This window comes from Azospirillum sp. SYSU D00513 (genome assembly GCF_017356015.1).
Lineage (GTDB): Bacteria > Pseudomonadota > Alphaproteobacteria > Azospirillales > Azospirillaceae > Azospirillum.
The window spans coordinates 1-16,034 of the sequence record NZ_JAFIQV010000015.1 but is presented as its reverse complement, the minus strand read 5'-3'; the positions used below and the strand labels follow the sequence as shown (position 1 = coordinate 16,034).

The 16,034-nt window shown below is 70.0% G+C and carries 18 protein-coding genes; 6 read left to right on the top strand and 12 right to left on the bottom strand.

Features of this window, described 5'->3' with window-relative positions; translation table 11 throughout:
• Positions 1-45 precede the first annotated feature (45 nt).
• Positions 46-1,095 carry a TMEM43 family protein gene (locus JUB11_RS13045; protein ID WP_207458984.1) on the top strand — a complete coding sequence of 350 codons (1,050 nt, stop codon included), beginning with the start codon at positions 46-48 and terminating at the stop codon, positions 1,093-1,095.
• Positions 1,096-1,107: 12 nt separating this feature from the next.
• Complete coding sequence (locus JUB11_RS13040; protein WP_207458983.1) at positions 1,108-1,881, top strand: hypothetical protein; 774 nt, start codon at positions 1,108-1,110, stop codon at positions 1,879-1,881.
• 29 nt (positions 1,882-1,910) lie between these two features.
• On the opposite strand, the gene JUB11_RS13035 is transcribed toward JUB11_RS13040, so the two are convergent.
• The 4 genes from JUB11_RS13035 to JUB11_RS13020 form a co-directional block, all read right to left on the bottom strand.
• On the bottom strand, positions 1,911-2,798 hold the full coding sequence (locus tag JUB11_RS13035; protein WP_207458982.1) for a LysR substrate-binding domain-containing protein: 888 nt from the start codon (positions 2,796-2,798) through the stop codon (positions 1,911-1,913).
• 13 nt (positions 2,799-2,811) lie between these two features.
• Positions 2,812-3,834, bottom strand: a complete 1,023-nt coding sequence (locus tag JUB11_RS13030; protein WP_207458981.1) for a sodium-dependent bicarbonate transport family permease — start codon at positions 3,832-3,834, stop codon at positions 2,812-2,814.
• Between the two features lie 146 nt (positions 3,835-3,980).
• Positions 3,981-4,376: a response regulator gene (locus JUB11_RS13025; RefSeq protein WP_207458980.1), complete on the bottom strand. Its 396-nt coding sequence runs from the start codon at positions 4,374-4,376 to the stop codon at positions 3,981-3,983.
• An 11-nt stretch (positions 4,377-4,387) separates the two neighbouring features.
• Positions 4,388-7,375 (bottom strand): ATP-binding protein, encoded by a 2,988-nt coding sequence (locus JUB11_RS13020; protein WP_207458979.1) that lies wholly within the window; start codon positions 7,373-7,375, stop codon positions 4,388-4,390.
• 156 nt (positions 7,376-7,531) lie between these two features.
• Between JUB11_RS13020 and JUB11_RS13015 the strand changes: the two genes are divergently transcribed.
• A complete protein-coding gene (locus tag JUB11_RS13015) occupies positions 7,532-7,690 on the top strand; it encodes a hypothetical protein (protein ID WP_207458978.1) in 159 nt (52 codons plus the stop codon).
• A 74-nt stretch (positions 7,691-7,764) separates the two neighbouring features.
• Positions 7,765-8,526 carry a hypothetical protein gene (locus tag JUB11_RS13010; protein ID WP_207458977.1) on the top strand — a complete coding sequence of 254 codons (762 nt, stop codon included), beginning with the start codon at positions 7,765-7,767 and terminating at the stop codon, positions 8,524-8,526.
• 13 nt (positions 8,527-8,539) lie between these two features.
• On the opposite strand, the gene JUB11_RS13005 is transcribed toward JUB11_RS13010, so the two are convergent.
• The 3 genes from JUB11_RS13005 to JUB11_RS12995 form a co-directional block, all read right to left on the bottom strand.
• Positions 8,540-9,022: a DUF1640 domain-containing protein gene (locus tag JUB11_RS13005; RefSeq protein WP_207458976.1), complete on the bottom strand. Its 483-nt coding sequence runs from the start codon at positions 9,020-9,022 to the stop codon at positions 8,540-8,542.
• A 172-nt stretch (positions 9,023-9,194) separates the two neighbouring features.
• Positions 9,195-9,488 (bottom strand): 4-oxalocrotonate tautomerase, encoded by a 294-nt coding sequence (locus JUB11_RS13000; protein WP_348771426.1) that lies wholly within the window; start codon positions 9,486-9,488, stop codon positions 9,195-9,197.
• Positions 9,409-10,194, bottom strand: coding sequence for a class II aldolase/adducin family protein (locus JUB11_RS12995; protein WP_348771422.1), 786 nt, complete (start codon positions 10,192-10,194; stop codon positions 9,409-9,411). Before JUB11_RS12995 ends, JUB11_RS13000 begins: the two co-directional genes overlap by 80 nt.
• A gap of 166 nt (positions 10,195-10,360) precedes the next feature.
• Here JUB11_RS12995 and JUB11_RS12990 point away from each other — a divergent pair, with 166 nt between their 5' ends.
• Both JUB11_RS12990 and JUB11_RS12985 read left to right on the top strand, forming a co-directional pair.
• A complete protein-coding gene (locus JUB11_RS12990) occupies positions 10,361-10,606 on the top strand; it encodes a DUF4160 domain-containing protein (protein WP_207458974.1) in 246 nt (81 codons plus the stop codon).
• Between the two features lie 10 nt (positions 10,607-10,616).
• Positions 10,617-11,111 carry a hypothetical protein gene (locus JUB11_RS12985; protein WP_207458973.1) on the top strand — a complete coding sequence of 165 codons (495 nt, stop codon included), beginning with the start codon at positions 10,617-10,619 and terminating at the stop codon, positions 11,109-11,111.
• Between the two features lie 63 nt (positions 11,112-11,174).
• Here the strand turns inward: JUB11_RS12985 and JUB11_RS12980 are convergent, their stop codons facing one another.
• From JUB11_RS12980 to JUB11_RS12960, 5 genes are all read right to left on the bottom strand, one after another.
• Positions 11,175-11,951, bottom strand: a complete 777-nt coding sequence (locus tag JUB11_RS12980; protein ID WP_207458972.1) for an SDR family NAD(P)-dependent oxidoreductase — start codon at positions 11,949-11,951, stop codon at positions 11,175-11,177.
• Between the two features lie 41 nt (positions 11,952-11,992).
• Positions 11,993-12,904, bottom strand: coding sequence for an SMP-30/gluconolactonase/LRE family protein (locus tag JUB11_RS12975; protein ID WP_207458971.1), 912 nt, complete (start codon positions 12,902-12,904; stop codon positions 11,993-11,995).
• Between the two features lie 213 nt (positions 12,905-13,117).
• Positions 13,118-13,768 (bottom strand): 2-dehydro-3-deoxy-6-phosphogalactonate aldolase, encoded by a 651-nt coding sequence (locus JUB11_RS12970; protein ID WP_207458970.1) that lies wholly within the window; start codon positions 13,766-13,768, stop codon positions 13,118-13,120.
• A gap of 15 nt (positions 13,769-13,783) precedes the next feature.
• Positions 13,784-14,782 (bottom strand): 2-dehydro-3-deoxygalactonokinase, encoded by a 999-nt coding sequence (locus JUB11_RS12965; protein ID WP_207458969.1) that lies wholly within the window; start codon positions 14,780-14,782, stop codon positions 13,784-13,786.
• Between the two features lie 25 nt (positions 14,783-14,807).
• The coding region (locus JUB11_RS12960) for a tripartite tricarboxylate transporter permease (RefSeq protein WP_207458968.1) at positions 14,808-16,034 on the bottom strand (1,227 nt) is incomplete at its 5' end.

The window sequence follows — 16,034 nt, the reverse complement described above, 5'->3', positions numbered from 1 at the left end:
CACATGGTAGAAATGCGCATGTCCGACGGCAGGGATGCGCCGACCATGTCCGAAACGAGCCCGTCCCCGGCTCCCCCGAAAACGAGGCCCGCCGTGGACCGCGACCGGCGCTACCAGCAGCAGGTGATGGTGTGCCTGACCTATGTCGCCGCCGTGGGCATGGCGGTGGCACTGACCGGCTGGATCGTCGGGGACTCCGCGGTCCGTGACCGGCAACTGGCGGCCTTGCGCGCGGCGCTGACCGTGGACGCGCCCGCAAGCCCGTCGCCGGCCCTCGCCGGCCAGGTCGTGTACGCGCGCGGCAGGTCCGTCACGGGGCAGGTGGTGGCGGACGAGGAGTTCGGGGTCACGCTTTCGGACAAGCTGTTCGCCTACCGCCGCACCGAAGTCTGGCGTTCCGGCAGGACCGCGGGCTGGGAGGACGAGGACGTGACGACCTACGTCGCGACCGACGCCCGGCTGGGCGGCTGGGAACTCGACCCGGCCGTCCTTTCCGCCGCCGATCCCTACCGCACGCTGGACCTGCTTCTCGCCGGGAAGGACTATCCCGTGCCCGAGGGCTGGTTCCTGCGGGGCGCCGCGACGGCCGGGCACAGCCATCGCCTCGTCGATGCGGCGGAGCGGAACGACGATCCGGACGATAACAGTGACGGCGACCGGCGCCTCTCCTACCGGGCCCTGCCGGCCGGCGAGCTGAGCGTCGTCGCCAGGGTCGATCCCACGGGCATGCGGCTGGTGCCCCTTCCCGTGGAAGATGCGGCGCTGTCCCTGATCGGGACCGGCACCCAGCCCCCCGAAGCCCTGTTCGCGCAGGCGGGCGCCCTGATCGACGACGACCGGAGCTTTGCCGTGGTCGCGTCCTTCGCCCTTGCCTGGCTCGGCTACGCCTTCGCGGCGGCCTGGGTGCGCCTGGCGCATTGGGCGCTCGCCCTCACGCTGGTCCCGGCCCTTGCCTCGGCGCTCACCGTGGGGGCGGCGGCGCTGGCCGCCTCGACCGGTTCGATCCTGCTCGGGCTGCTGGCGGGCGGCGCGGTCGCCGGCGGCCTGGGAAAGCTTCTGGTGAGGCGGGCGCTCCGCCTTGGTCTTTTCGGTTAGGGAGCGGTCATCGTGCGGTATTGCCTTGCGTTCGGCCTGTCGGTCGCGGCCCTCGCCGTTTCCACGGCCCCGCTCACGGCGGCCCCCCTCACGGCGGATCAGGGGGCGGTCGCCTTTTCCGGGTCGCTGACGGACTCCGGCGGTCGCCCCGGAGACTTCGCGGTCGAGGCGACCCTTGCGAAAGGCGATTTCACGGGCCGCGGCCGCATCACGACCAGCGGCTACAGCGTGGAAGGACCGATCGTCCGCGGCTATCTGGAGAACGGGCGCTGTTCCATCCGGATCGAGAACGGCCGCAGCCGGGGCGAGATCAGCGGCACGTGCGACACGGACCGGATCGGCGGCCGGTTCGAGACCTTCCACCCCGGCGGCGGCCTGCTGACGGGGACCGTGGCGGGGACGGCCCGCGCCGCCGGGGTGGAGGACAGGCCGGCCGGCCAGGACATCCCGCTGCCCACGGCCAAGCTGACCTGCGCCTATCAGGACCGGAAGATCGGCGTGGGGCTGGGGGAGACGACCCAGTACAGCCTCGCCTACAGCAACATGGTCAGCCTGACGCTGACGGCTTCCGGCACCTACGCCGTGGGGTCCGGCGGCACGGGACAGTTCGCGCGCTCCGGCAACAAGCTCACGCTCACCAGCGGTCCCTACGAAGGAGCGGTCGGGACGGTGGAACTCGACCGTTCCGGCGAGCCGGCCGTGCTGTTCCTGCGCGAGGAGAACGAGACGCCCGCCGGCGTCCACCGGGTCGACCCCTACACGACGCGCTGCACGCGGGCGCGCTGACGGGTCCTTGTCACCGGAACCGGGGGGCCTCACCCCGCCGGCTCGGCCCGTTCGCTTTCGAGCGAGCGGACGATGTGCTCGGCCAGGAGTTCGACGGCCTTCGGCAGGGTGCCGGGCGCGCGGTAGAGCGCGATTTCCGTGTCGGCGAGATCGGGAAGGCCGTGCTCCTCCCCCACGATGTGGAAGCCGGCGGACAGCATGTCCTTCGACAGGATCGTCATGCCGAGCCCGGCCCGCACGGCGGCCTGGACCCCGGCGAGGCTCGGGCTGGTGTAGGCGATGCGCCAGGGCCGCCCGCAGGCGTCGAGCGCGCCCAGCGCGCGCTTGCGGTAGATGTCCGGCGACGGGGCCAGCACCAGCGGGATCGGCGCGCCGGGGGCGAGCAGAAGCCGGTCCGAGGCCACCCAGACCAGGGGCTCGCGCCAGACCATGGTGCCGCCGACCGGTCCCTGGGGCTCCCGCTTGCAGAGCACGAGGTCGTGTTCCCCCCTGGCGAAGCCGTCAAGCAGGTTCACGGTGAAGTCGCACTTCACCTCCAGCGCCACCTGGGGATGGGCGCGGGAGAAGCGCCAGAGCACGTCGGGCAGATGGGCGGTGGCGAAATCCTCCGGCGTGCCGAGCCGCACCAGCCCGCCGACGTCCGGCTCCATCAGCCGGGCGCAGGCCTCGTTGGCGAGCCCCAGCAGACGGCGGGCATAGGCCAGCAGGATCTCGCCCTCGGGCGTCAGCTCGATCCCCCGGCCCTCCCGCTCGATCAGCCGGGCGCCGATCCCGTCCTCCAGCCGCTTCACCTGGAGGCTGACGGTGGACTGGGTGCGTCCCAGCCGCTCCGCCGCGCGGGTGAAGCTGCCGGCCTCCACGATGGTCAGGAAGCTGCGCAGCAGGTCGAGGTCGAAGGGCGGCAGGGGCATCGGCATGGGGCCGACCCTATCACGCGAGGGCGGCGCGGGTCAGCGCGAGGTAGAGAGGGATGCCGACAAGGATGTTGAAGGGGAAGGTGATGCCGAGCGAAAGGGGCAGGGACAGGCCCGGATCGGCCGAAGGCAGGGCATGCCGCAGCGCCGCCGGCACGGCGATGTAGGAGGCGCTGCCGCAGAGCGTGACGAGAAGCGCCGCGTCGCCGAGACCCAGCCCCAGCGCCGCCGCCGCGGCGAGCCCGATCCCGGCGCCGATGAGCGGCATGAGGAGGCCGAAGGCGATCAGGCGCGGGTCGAGCCCGGCCGCCTCCCGCAGCCGCGCGGCGGCGAGCCAGCCCATCTCCAGCAGGAAGAGGCTGAGAGCGCCGTCCCAGGGGGCGACGAACAGGCCGGAGAGCGACGCCATGCCCGGCTTGCCGATGACCAGCCCGACCAGCAGCGAGCCCGTCAGCAGCAGCACCGATCCGTTGAAGGCCGCCTCCCGCAGGGCCTCCCGGCAGGACGCGCCGCCGCCATCACCGTTGCCGCCGCCGAGCGGCAGAGCCAGCGTGCCGCCGGAGATACCGCCCCGGGAGCGGGCCGGAAGCGCCAGTCCGGCGGCGCTCGCCAGCATCAGGCCGCTGACGATGGCCGGCCCCTCCATGACCGCGAGGGCGGCGACCATGTGGCCTCCGAACGGCACCCCCTGGCTTTCCAGGAGCTTGGTCGCCGTGACGAAGGTGACGAGGCTGACGGACCCGTAATGGGCCGCGATGGCCGCGGCGTTGGTCCGGTCCAGCCCGGCGGTCGAGCGCAGCAGGGCGAAGGCCAGCAGCGGCATGGCCAGGCTGATCAGGCCCGCCGTCGCCAGCAGCGGCATGACCGACGCCGCGTCCGCTCCGGACAGGGCCGCACCGCCCTTCAGCCCGATGGCGACCAGCAGATAGGCGGCGAGCGCCTTGCCGAACCCCTCGGGGAAGGGGATGCGCGAGCCGGTCAGGGCGATGAACGCGCCGAGCGCGAAGAACAGAATGGGCGCGGACATCAGCGTGTCCATGTCGGGCTCTCCATCGGTCAGGGCACCAGCGAAAAGCAGGCGTCCGGCCTGCGGGCGCGACTATGGAGAGGAGAAATGAGAAAGGGAAATTGATAGCTCCGCACGTCCGCATTGAATTTCTCAATGCCCTGGAATGGATCTGGAAGCTATTCCCGCGCCGTGATGGCCTTGCGGATCTGGGCATCCAGCTCCGCCGGTTCGTAGGGCTTGCGGAGCAGGGGGCCGGCGACGTGGGGAGCAGGCCGGCGTTCCAGGTCGGCGTAGCCGGTGGCGTAGATCACCTTGATGCCGGGATGGAGGTCGAAGACCCTCTCCGCCAGGGCGAAGCCGTCCAGCCCCGGCATGCGGATGTCGGTGAAGAGAAGCTGGATCTCCGGCTCCTCCCGGAGCCGCGCCAGCGCCTCCTCCGCCGAGGCGGCGGCGATCACCCGGTGGCCCATGTCCGCGAGGAGGTCGGCGGTCATCATGCGCACCAGCAGCTCGTCCTCGACCAGCAGGACGGTGATGGGCGGGGCGGGGGAAGGCTTGGCGGGTTCGCCCATGGGGTTTGTCCTCATTCCGCCACCGGAAGATACAGGGTGATGACGGTGCCCTCGCCGGGGCAGCTCGACAGCGTGGCGTGGCCGCCGGACTGCACGGCGAATCCGTAAACCTGGCTCAGCCCCAGGCCGGTTCCCTTGCCCGCGGGCTTGGTCGTGAAGAAGGGCTCGAAGGCCCGCTGGACCACCTCCTCCGGCATGCCGGCCCCGCTGTCGGCGATGCGGATCAGGCCGTAGCGCCTCGTGCCGCCCGCCTCCTTCGCGCGCAGGGCGTCGGGCAGGCCGTCCGGGCCGGCGCATGCGGTCTCGAAGCGCAGCGTGCCGCCGCCGGGCATGGCGTCGCGGGCGTTGACGGCGACGTTGAGCAGGGCGGCCTCCAGCTCCGCGCGGTCGGCCAGAACGGGGGCGGCCAGGACGGAGCCGGGCGGGCCGGGTTCGAAGACGATGCGGATGTCCTCGGGGAAGACGCGGCCCAGCACCTCGGTCAGCTCGGCCAGCCGTTCGTTCAGGTCGAGCGCCTGCGGCTCCAGCCGCTGCCGCCGCGAGAAGGAGAGGAGCTGGCGCGTCATCAGCGCGCCCCGGTCCACCGCCTGGTTGGCGTTCTCCAGGACGGTGCGCATGGCCGGCTCGCTGGTGCGGCGCTCCATCAGGTGGAGGGCGCCGCGCAGCACCATCAGCAGGTTGTTGAAGTCGTGCGCCACCCCGGCGGTGATCTGGCCCAGCGCCCGCATGCGCTCGGCGTCGTGGTGGGCCGCCGCTGCTTCCCGCCGCAGCCGAACCATGGCGAGGTTGGCGCGCACGCGGGCGATCAGCTCGCGCGAGGAGAAGGGCTTGACCAGATAGTCGTCGGCCCCGGCCTCCAGCCCCTCGACGCTCGCCTCCTCTCCGGCGCGGGCGGACAGCAGGACGACGGGGATGCCGCGCGTCGCCGGGCTGCCGCGCAGGGCCGCCAGCAGCCCGAAGCCGTCCAGCCGAGGCATCATCACGTCGCTGAGCACGAGGTCGGGCGGCGACCGGCGGATCCGCTCCAGCGCCTCCGCACCGTCCGTGGCGGTCTCGACTGCGAAGAGGGGAGCGAGGATCCGGGCGACATAGTCGCGCATGTCCGCGTTGTCGTCCACCACGAGGACGCGCCCTCCGGACGGGCTGCCATCCGGCGGGGACCATTCCTCGCCCGTGGTCCCGTCCTGGCTCCAACGCCGGGCCTCGGCGGCGAAGGCCTCGGCCCGCACCGGCGTCGGCGCCATCTCCTCGCCGCCGGCGCCGGACTGGGCGGATTCGGGCAAGGCGGGCGTCCAGGGCAGGGCGACCGTGAAGCGGCTGCCCTGCCCGGGCGCGCTCTCGACCCGGACCTCGCCGCCGTGCAGCCGCGCCAGCTCCCGCACCAGCGACAGGCCGATGCCGGTCCCCTCGTGGGTGCGGCCCCGCGCCGTGGAGACGCGGTGGAAGCGTTCGAAGACGCGGGCCTGCTCGGACGGGTCGATGCCGATGCCAGTGTCGCTCACCGTCATCTCCACACCCTCGGGCCGGCCCCGGAGGTCGAGCGCGATGCTCCCGGACAGGGTGAATTTCAGCGCGTTGGACAGCAGGTTGAGAACGATCTTCTCCCACATGTCCCGGTCCACCGGGACCTGCCGTGGCAGGGTCGGGCAGTCCACCGTGAAGCGCAGGCCGGCGGATTCGATGGCCGAGCGGAAGGAGCCCGCGATCTCCGCCGTGAAGCGGCAGAGGTCGGTCGGCTCCAGCCTCGCCCGCGCGCGGCCCGCCTCGATCCGGGAGAAATCGAGCAGCGCGTTGACGAGCTTCAGCAGCCGCAACCCGTTGCGCTGCAAAGTCTCCAGCAGGTTCCGGTCGGCGGGGGACAGCCCGGCGGCCCCCGCCAGCAGCGTCTCCAGCGGACCCAGCATCAGGGTCAGGGGCGTGCGGAACTCGTGGCTGACGTTGGAGAAGAACTCCGTCTTGGCGCGGTCCAGCGCCGCCAGCGCGTCCGCCCGGCGGCGTTCGGCCTCGTAGGCGACGGCGTTGTTCAGCGTCACCGACAGCTGCCCGGCGAGAAGCTGGAGGAAGGAGCGGTACTCCCCGTCGAGCGCGCGGTTGGGGCTGGTGCCGGCGACCAGCACCCCGAGCGGCGTGTCCTGGCCGGCGGCGCGGATCGGCTGGGCGAAGGCCACCCGCACCGGCTCCCCCCAGGGACCGGCCGGCCGGCTGACCAGCCGCTCGACGCCTTCGATCACGACGTCTTCGCCCGCCAGGGCGCGCAGCAGGCCCCAGGGCTCCGGCGCGCCGCCCTCCAGGCGGATCTCGGACGGCACGGAGGCATCCTCCGCCGCCAGCCCGACCGCGCCGCAGAGATGGAGCAAGCCGTCCTCCGCGCCGCGCAGGTACAGCAGCAGGAAGGGCACGTCGAGCGGATGGGCCTCCACCGTCGCGGCGATCTCCGCGCAGGCCGTCGCGACCTCGCGCGCCTCACCCGCCTTGGCGGCGAGATCGCGCAGGAGGCTCATGCGGCGCTCGCCCAGGATCTGGGCCGTGACCTCGCTGCACACCGCCAGCATGCCGACGATGCGCCCGTCCTCATCCTCGGACGGCGCGTGGGAGACGCTGAAATAGGCCTCCTCGGGATAGCCGGCGCGCTCCAGCCGCAAGCGCAGGGCCGGTATCCAGTTGGCCTGGCCGGTCCGCATCACCTCCTCGATCAGCGGACCCAGCGTGCCCCAGGCTTCCGCCATGGCGACGCGGATGTCGGTTCCGAGCGCGCCGGGATGCTTGGCGCCGATCAGCTCGGAATAGGCGTCGTTGTAGAACTGGATGAAATCGGGACCCCAGGTCAGGATCATGGGGTAGCGGGAGGTCAGCAGCGTGCGGACCGTGGCCCGCAGGCTCTGCGGCCAGCCTTCCACCGGTCCGACCGGGGTCTTCGACCAGTCGAGCGCCCGCATGAGCGCCGCCATGGCGCCCGGACGGTCGAAAAGCCCCTTCTTGCCGTCGGTTCCGCTCGTCATTCCCGCTCGTATGGCGCCGTACATCGGCGTGTTCATACACGCCCATGCCCAAGCTCTTCAATCGCCCTTCCGGGAGGGGTGCTGGTCGAGCAAACCGGGTGACGGGTGCTCCGGAACGCTGTTGAGGGCAGCGAAACAGCGTGTGGAGAGAAGCTCATGAACGACGAAACGAACCCAGGGCCAGGGCAGGACCGGGCCACGGAGAGCCCGCGGAACCCTGCCGGTGCCGGTGGGGCGGCCGACAAGCCGCAGGACAAGGGGATGACCGGCAGCCAGGGTCCGGTGGAGGACGTGCCGAACCCGTCTCCTTCATGACCTGAAGGCGCCCGCCGCCGGGACGCAAGCCGCTGTCCGCCTGTTGCCTCCGGCGTCATGGATGGAGAACGGGAATGCCGGTGGCGGTGCAGGCGGGGTTGTGGGGGCTGCTGGGCGGCGGAGCCCTGGTGCTCGGGGCCTTGATCGCCTATCTCGTGGCCCTGCCGGCCCGGCTGGTCGCCGGGGTGATGGCATTCGGGTCGGGCGTGCTGATTTCTACGGTGGCCTTCGAGCTGATGGACGAGGCCTACCGCACGGGCGGGTTCGATTCGACCGCCATCGGCTTCGTCGCCGGTTCGGTCGTCTACACGGCCGCAAACATCTATATTTCGCGCCGGGGCGGCAAACACCGCAAGCGTTCCGGGAACGCACCCGAGGCGCGGCAGCAGAACTCGTCGGAGGGCAGCGGCCTCGCCATCGCGGTCGGCGCCCTGCTCGACGGCATCCCGGAATCGGTGGTGATCGGGGTGAGCCTGCTCGGCGGTGCGGGCGTGAGCCTCGTCACGGTGGCCGCCGTGTTCCTCTCCAACGTGCCGGAGGGGCTTTCCAGCGCCGCGGGCATGCGCAAGGCGGGCCGGGGCGCCGGCTACATCTTCGGCGTCTGGGGCGGCATCGCGCTCGCCTCGGGCGTGGCGGCACTGGTCGGCAACATGGCGCTCTCCGGCACCTCCCCCGACATCATCGCGGCGACGAACGCCATCGCGGCGGGGGCCATCCTGGCGATGCTGGTGGACACCATGATCCCGGAAGCCTTCGAGGCCACGCGCGAGTATGCGGGGCTGATCACCGTGGCCGGCTTCCTGACCGCCTTCATTCTTTCCAAGCTCGGCGGATAGCGGAAGGCGGCCCTTAAAGCAGCCGCACGAGGGCGGCCACGGCGCCCACGGCGACGAACATCATGCTGCCCAGCTTGATCGTCATGCGCTGCTCGAGGAGCTTCAAGTTGCTGCTGACCTCGGAGATGTCGCTTTTCAGTTCGCTGCGGAGTTCCGTGGAGTCGCTCTTCACTTCGCCACGGAGTGCGGCGAGATCACTCCTCAACGCGTTGCGGAGTTCGGCGACATCGCCTTTCAACTCACTGCGGAGTTCCGTGGAGTCACCCTTCACTTCACTGCGGAGTGCAGCGAGATCACTCTTCAACGCACTACGGAGTTCGGCGATGTCGCCCTTCAACTCACTACGAAGTTCAGTGAGCTGGGTGCCCAGCCGGTGTTCCAGGTCGTTCAGGTCGGCCTTGCTCGCCGCCTGCGTGTCCATGAACTCGGCCAGGGCCGCCACCTGTTCCGAGGTGAAGCCGACCTGCTGAAGCTTCAGGATCGCGGATGCGCTCATGCCCGTCCTCGCGCCGTCACCGGATCGGTAAACACCGAATTCCGACATTCGGACCGTACATCGGCAATCGAAGGAGAGTCGAGAGGCGCGTTGGGGCGCCGATGGCCGAGCCGAACGGGCCGGCAGCCAATGACGGGAAGGGCTGCCGGCAAGGAGCGGAGAAAAGCGTTCCTTACTTTTCGTCGGACCAGAGCACGCCGCCCGAGGCCCAGTCGCTCTTCTTCACGTCCTGGAAGATGATGTCCACGGCCGAGGGGGAGCAGCCGAGCACCTTCACGGTCGCGTCGGTCAGCGCCTTGGCGTATTCGCGCTTCTGCTCGGTGGTGCGGCCTTCGAACATCTGGATGTTGATGGTGGGCATGTCGGGTCCTCTCTCCTGATGGGGGTCATTGCTTGTAGTCGGGGCAGAGCCGGTCGAGCCGCCGAAGCAGCGCCGGCCATTCCAACTCGCCCTCTGGCTCCGGATCGCCGGTGAGCTGCCGGAAGGTCTTTTCGCACAGCCCGGGCTCCGGCAGAACCAGTTCGGCGCCGGTCGCCTGGGCGGCGAGCTGCATGCGGCAGGCCTTGTCGAGCATGTCCATGATGCAGTAGGCCTCCGCCACCGTGCGGCCGGTGACGAGGCTGCCGTGGTTGTGCAGAAGCATGGCGCGGCGCTGCCCGAGATTCTCGACCAGCCGCGCCTTCTCGCTCTCGCTCAGCGCCAGCCCCTCGTAGCGGTGATAGCCGAGGTCGCCGTAAAAGCGCAGCGCGTGCTGGGACAGCGGCAGCAGTCCCTCCTTCAGCATGGACACGGCGACGGCCGCCTCGTTGTGCAGGTGCATGACGCAACGCGCGTCCTCCCGCGCCGCGTGGACCGCGCCGTGGATGGTGAAGCCGGTGGCGTTCACCGGATGGGGCGAGTCGCCGACGATGTTGCCCTGGATGTCGATCTTCACGAGGTTGGAGGCGGTCACCTCGTCGAACATCAGGCCGAACGGGTTGATCAGGAACCGCCCCGGCTCCCCCGGCACGGCCAGCGAGATGTGCGTGTAGATCAGGTCGCCCCAGCCGCGCTCGGCGACCAGCCGGTAGCAGGCGGCCAGATCGACCCGCGCCCGCCACTCCGCCTCGCTGATCCCGTTGCCGGCGACGCGCCCGGCGGCGTGCGCGAAGCCCGATGGTGCGGTGGTCACGGATCGTCCCCGAAGGTGATTGTTGGGACGGCGATCTTGGCATGCCGGGGCGGGGGTTTCCAAGGGGCGGGATGTCGTTTCCGTTCCAGTGTCCTCATGTTCGACGATTGAGGCTATCCAGATTTTGGACTAGATTGTCTTTCCAAAGTGCCGATGAAGGCCGGCGATGGGCAAACTGCTTCGAAGGACGAACTGGTATCTGGAAGTGCGGGGCCGCGAACACTACCCCGCGCATTTCCATGTCGTCGGACCGGATTTCGCGGCACTGGTGGATATGAAAACTCTGGCGGTCATTGAAGGCGGCATGCCCCGCGTCATTGGCAAGGAGGCTCTTGAGTGGGCTGCCGCCAATGGTGAGCGTCTTGTTGCCGAGTGGAACCGCATGAACCCCGACCTTCCTTTCCGTCCATAGGATGACTGCCATGGCCGAGACTTCGCGCATCGAAGCCGTTTCCATCGCCGGCACTGTGCTCACGGTCAGATGGCTGGGGGGCGGCACCGATGACATCGACATCGCCGGCTGGCTTGCCCGGCCGGGGCCAAGCGAGTTCGACATCCTGAAGGACCCCGCGGTGCTGGCCCGACCAAAGGTGAAGGGCTGGGGAACCGTGGTCGCCTGGGATGAGGAGGGTGATGTCGGGATCGACAACGTCCATCTGCGCCTGCTGGCCGAACAGCAGAAGCCTTTCCGGGCGGCGGAAATCTTGGACTGGCAGAACCGCATGGGCCTATCGAACCATGAGGCCGCGAAGCTGCTGAACGTTGGGCTCAGCACATTCCACACCTACAAGAACGGCTCCGCCTCGATTCCAAGCGTGGTTCAGATTGCGTGCCGGGCCATGGAACGGGATCCGGTGCTCTTCGAGGCCCATTACAAGCCCAGCCGTCCGTCCGGCCGCCCGCCGAAGGCTGCGTGAAACAGCGAGAAGGGGAACGGCGGGCCGGCACCGCTCCCCCTCCGTTTCGGCCATGAGGACCGGTCAGGGCATGAACTGGCCGCCGTTGATGTCGAGGATCTGGCCGGTGATGTAGCCGCTGCAGGCATGCGAGGCGAAGAACAGGAAGGCCGGGGCGCATTCCTCGGCCAGGCCCAGGCGGCCCATGGGGATGGTCCGCGCGATCTGCGCCTTGGCTTCGTCGTTCTTGTCGGCGTGGAAGGGCGTGTCGAAGGTGCCGGGCGAGACGATGTTGAAACGGATGCCGTCCTTCGTGTGGTAGGTCACCCAGTTCTTCTGCACATTGTGCAGCCAGGCCTTCGCGGCGGCGTAGAGCGAGGCACCCGGACCGCCGCCGTTGTAGCCGGCGATGGAGCCGAGGCAGATGACCGACGCGGTGGTGCCGCTCGCCTGGGCCGAGGCCTTGAGGTGGGGCATGGCATGCTTGGTCATCATCAGCGCCGAGCGGGCGTTCAGGTCGGTCACGGCGTCGAAGAAGCCGTCGTCGATCTCGTCGATCGGCTTGCGCCCGACAAGGCCGCCCGCGTTGTTGATCAGCACGTCGATGCCGCCGAACCGCGCGACGAAGGCCTCCACCAGCCGCTTGCACTCCTCGCTGTTCGACACGTCGGCGGGGAGGAAGGCGACCTCGCCCTCGCCGTCGTTCAGGCGGGCGAGCGTGGATTCCAGATCGGCCGGGGCCTTGCGGCCGTTCATGCCGACCTTGGCGCCGCAGCGGGCGAAGGCCTCGACGGCGGCCCGGCCGATGCCCAGGGTGGAGCCGGTGATGAGGACGCGCTTGCCCTTCAAATCGTTGTACATGGATCGTCCTTCTTGGTAAGACGCGGAAAAGATCGGGGGTGTCAGGCGGACAGGCGCGGCTCGGGCAAGCCCTGCGCGCCCGGCCGGAACATCAGGATGCGACCGCCATGCGGGTCGTCGGCGAGGTCCGCCGGCCCGCGGCTGAGCGAGGTGACGAACAGGGTGCCCAGGTCATCGCCGCCGAAGGCGCACATGGTCGGCTTCTTCATGGGCACGTCGATGCGCCAGTCGAGCCGCCCCTGCGGCGTGAAGCGCTTGATGCAGCCCTCGTCGATGCAGCAGATCCAGTAGCAGCCGTCGGTGTCCACCGCCGCGCCGTCGGGCCGGCCGGTCATGGCGCGCATGTCGATGAAGGGGCGCCGGTTGCTGGGCATGCCCTCATCGGTGTCGTAGTCGAAGGCCCAGACCATCCGCACGTCGCGGTGGCTGTCCGAGGCGTAGAAGGTGCGTCCGTCCGGGCTGAAGGCCGAGCCGTTGGGGACGATGAAGCCGCCGAGCGGCGTCTCCCGAAGCCCGTCGGCCCGCCCGTAACGGAACCAGGCGCCGGACGCGTCGCCGAGCGTGATGTCCATCACCATGGTGGAGGCCCAGAGCCGGCCCTGCCGGTCGCAGCGGCCGTCGTTGAAGCGCATGCCGGGCTTGGGATGGTCAATGGAGGCGACGCGCGTCATCACGGCGTCGGGGCCGTCCGGCAGATCGACGTCGAAGATGCCGGTCTCGCAGGCGCAGACCAGCCCGCCGTCCGGCCGCAGCGCCATGCAGCCGACCTTCTCCGCGAGGCTCCAGCTGCGGATCCGGCCCTCGGCCGGGTCGAGGCGGTGGACGCGCGCCTCGGGAATGTCGATCCAGTACCAGCAGCGGGTGGCCGCATCCCACACCGGGTTTTCGCCGGTGCCGTTGCGGAAATCCGGATCGATGACGGCCTCGAGGCCGATGGTGGTCACCTGGGTCACGCGTGGGTTCCTGTCATGGCCGTGGCACTGTTTTCAGCATCAAGCCGTGGATCGGAAATCACTCTTCCGTCATCCCCGCGGAGGCGGGGATCCAGGCTTTGCGCGGAGCGCGGTCCGCCCGGAGCTCTGGACCCCCGCTTTCGCGGGGGTGACGGCTAAGTGGTTGTATTCACTGTGCGTACACTTGCCCATGCGCTCGGAAGCGCAAGCCGGTCAGCCCGTGCGCAGCATCCGCCAGGCGGTGACGAAGCGCTCCGCGCGCTCGGCGAGCTGCGCCACCGGCAGGCCCGGCGCGTAGAGGGCGGAGCCCAGCCCGAAGCCGGCCACCCCGACGTCCAGGAAGGGGGCCATGTTGTCCGGCGTGATGCCGCCGACCGGCAGCAGACGGGTGCCGCCGGGCAGCACGGCGCGGATGGCCTTGATCACGGTGGGGGTGATCAGCTCGGCGGGGAAGAGCTTCAGCGCGTCGGCGCCGGCCGCCAGCGCCGCGAAGGCCTCGGTCGGGGTCGCCACGCCGGGCAGGCAGACCATGCCCCGCTGCTTGGCGGCCCGGATCACCGCCGTGTCGGCGTGCGGCATCACCACGAGGTCGGCGCCGATATCGGCCAGACGCGACACCTGCTCCACCGCCAGCACGGTGCCAGCCCCGACCAGCGCGTCCTGCGGAAGCAGACGGCGGATGGCCGCGATGCTGTCGAAGGGCTGCGGCGAGTTGAGCGGCACCTCGATCAGGCGGAAGCCGCGGTCGTAGAGGGTCCGCGCCGCCTCTTCCGCCTCGCCGGGCGTCAGGCCGCGCAGGATCGCCACCAAGGGCAATTCGGCGAAGGCGGCCTCGAGACGCGCCGTCAGATTGCTGTCAGCCATGCGTGTGTTTCCCGTTCAAGCGATCAGCCCGGCGGCGCGGGCGAATTGGAAAAGGCCGCGCGGTGCGGTGTTGGCGAGCCGCGCCGTGACGGCGACGCCGAGGATCCCCAGCGCCTCCTCGTAGCGGCGGCACAGGGTGGCGTCGCCGATCAGCAGCAGCGGGGTGTCGGGCGAGAGGGTGTCGCGGAGCGCCGCGAGGCCGGAGGTCAGCTCGTGCCCGATGAGCAGGCCCGAGAGATAGTCCTTCAGCGCCGCGTGCGGCAGCCGCCCCGTCAGCCCCAGCGTGCGGGTGGCGAAGATCTGGTGCGGCAGGTCGCCGGGCCGGCTGTCGCGTCCGGCCAGCACGCCGTCGGCGAAGGCGCGTTTCGCATCCTCCGCGGACGCCGCCTCGTCCGGCATCAGCCGGCCAAGGATGGAGTGCCTGGACAGCACCGCGAACAGCTCGCCCGTCATGTAGGTGGCGAAATGGGCGATGCGTCCGTCGCTGACCTGCGCCCATTTCGAATGGGTGCCGGGCAGGGCGATGCAGGCGCGGCGGCGCCAGTCCGGATGGTCGGCCAGGGCGCCGGCGATCTGGATCTCCTCCCCGCGCATCACATCGGGAGCAGCGTCCGGCGGGTCGTAGAGCACGCCCGGCGCGATCAGGATGCGCGGCCCGGCGGCGCTGTCCACGGCGACGGCCCGGCTGGCCAGCGTGTCCGTGTCGGCAGGGCAGGAGACGTAGGGTGCCTCCTTCCAGCCCTGGGCGCTGCCGACCATGCCGCCGGCCACGACCGGAAGGCCCGGCCAGCGTTCGAGCCAGCCCGCGCACAGCTCGGCGAAAGCGCGCTCGAAGCCGCCGTTGCCGGGAACGGGCAGGTTCTGGATGCCATGGGCGCTCGCCCGCTCCAGCATCACCCGGCCCTCCGCGTCCATCAGGAAAGCGCGCAAGCTGGAGGTTCCCCAGTCCAGCGCCAGCAATGCCGGCGCGTTCGGGATGCTGTCCTCGTTGGCCGCGTTCTGGTCGGCGCTCATTGCCCTGTCCATCGCAGTGAAGGTCCTATTTGGAGCCGAGGGTGGAGGCGCCGCCATGGGTCCTGGCCCTGCCCCGCCAGAGAGCGGAGAGAAGGGGCGAGAGCAGGACGAGGATGGTGAAGGCGCCGAGCGCGCCGGCGATGGGGCGCTCGAAGAAGGCCAGCAGGTTGCCGTCGGACTTGATCATGGAGGTGACGAAGTTCTCCTCCAGCATCGTGCCGAGCACCACGCCCAGGATGGCCGGCGCGATGGGGAAGCCGTTCTCCTCCAGGAAGAAGGCCAGAACCCCGAACACCAGCATCACCAGCACGCCGAACACCGTGTTGTTGATCGCGAACGACCCCACGATGCAGAAGATCAGGATCGACGGCATCAGGATGTTGCGCGGAACCCGCAGAAGGTTCGTCGCCGCACGGATCACCAGCCAGCCCAGCGGAAGCATGATGATGTTCGCCAGGATGAACACCAGGAAGATCGCATACACGTTCTCCGGATTGTTCAGGAACAGCGTCGGACCGGGGTTCAGCCCCTTCAGGTACAAGACACCGATGGCGATCGCCGTGATGGAGTCGCCGGGGATGCCGAACACCAGCGCCGGGACCCAGGCGCCCGCCAGCGAGCTGTTGTTCGCGGCCCCGCTCTCGATGATGCCCTCCACATGGCCCGTGCCGAACTTCTGCGGCTCCTTGGAGAACTTCTTGCTCATCGCGTAGGAGAGCCACGACGCCATGTCCGCACCCGCGCCCGGCTGGATGCCGATGACCGTGCCGAACAGGCTGCCGCGCAGGATACCCGTCTTGTAGCGCCGGGCGTATCCCCACATGCCCTCGAACGGGTTGCCCATGCGCGTCGCGGCGACCAGCGGCGGCGGGTTGGTGTCGGCCATGTAGCGCAGCACCTCCGACACCGCGAACATGCCGACCATGATCGGGATCAGGCTGATGCCGCCCATCAGCTCGTAGCTGCCGAAGGTGAAACGCGGGTGGCCGGCCGGGTTCTCCAGCCCGACGCAGGCGATCAGCAGCCCCAGCAGCAGCATGATGCAGGCCTTCAGCACATGGGCGTTGCCGATGAACACGGCACCCGAGAGCCCCAGCACCACGAGCCAGAAATACTCGAAGGAGGAGAAGTTCAGCGCCACCTCGGCCAGGGCGGGGGCGGAGGTCATGAGCACCAGCGTGCCGATGAGGCCGCCGACGGCGGAGAAGACCAGCCCGGCGCCGAGTGCGGTGTGTGCCTTGCCCTTCATCGT

Bases quoted from the DNA above. Each gene is read 5' to 3' on its own strand.
- JUB11_RS13010 (WP_207458977.1), top strand. From the start codon at position 7,765: ATGCCGGTGGCGGTGCAGGCGGGGTTGTGGGGGCTGCTGGGCGGCGGA.
- JUB11_RS12980 (WP_207458972.1), bottom strand. From the start codon at position 11,951: ATGTACAACGATTTGAAGGGCAAGCGCGTCCTCATCACCGGCTCCACC.
- JUB11_RS13025 (WP_207458980.1), bottom strand. From the start codon at position 4,376: ATGGGCGAACCCGCCAAGCCTTCCCCCGCCCCGCCCATCACCGTCCTG.
- JUB11_RS13005 (WP_207458976.1), bottom strand. From the start codon at position 9,022: ATGAGCGCATCCGCGATCCTGAAGCTTCAGCAGGTCGGCTTCACCTCG.
- JUB11_RS13015 (WP_207458978.1), top strand. From the start codon at position 7,532: ATGAACGACGAAACGAACCCAGGGCCAGGGCAGGACCGGGCCACGGAG.
- JUB11_RS12990 (WP_207458974.1), top strand. From the start codon at position 10,361: ATGGGCAAACTGCTTCGAAGGACGAACTGGTATCTGGAAGTGCGGGGC.
- JUB11_RS13035 (WP_207458982.1), bottom strand. From the start codon at position 2,798: ATGCCGATGCCCCTGCCGCCCTTCGACCTCGACCTGCTGCGCAGCTTC.
- JUB11_RS12965 (WP_207458969.1), bottom strand. From the start codon at position 14,782: ATGAGCGCCGACCAGAACGCGGCCAACGAGGACAGCATCCCGAACGCG.
- JUB11_RS13045 (WP_207458984.1), top strand. From the start codon at position 46: ATGTCCGAAACGAGCCCGTCCCCGGCTCCCCCGAAAACGAGGCCCGCC.
- JUB11_RS13020 (WP_207458979.1), bottom strand. From the start codon at position 7,375: ATGACGAGCGGAACCGACGGCAAGAAGGGGCTTTTCGACCGTCCGGGC.
- JUB11_RS12970 (WP_207458970.1), bottom strand. From the start codon at position 13,768: ATGGCTGACAGCAATCTGACGGCGCGTCTCGAGGCCGCCTTCGCCGAA.
- JUB11_RS13030 (WP_207458981.1), bottom strand. From the start codon at position 3,834: ATGGACACGCTGATGTCCGCGCCCATTCTGTTCTTCGCGCTCGGCGCG.
- JUB11_RS12985 (WP_207458973.1), top strand. From the start codon at position 10,617: ATGGCCGAGACTTCGCGCATCGAAGCCGTTTCCATCGCCGGCACTGTG.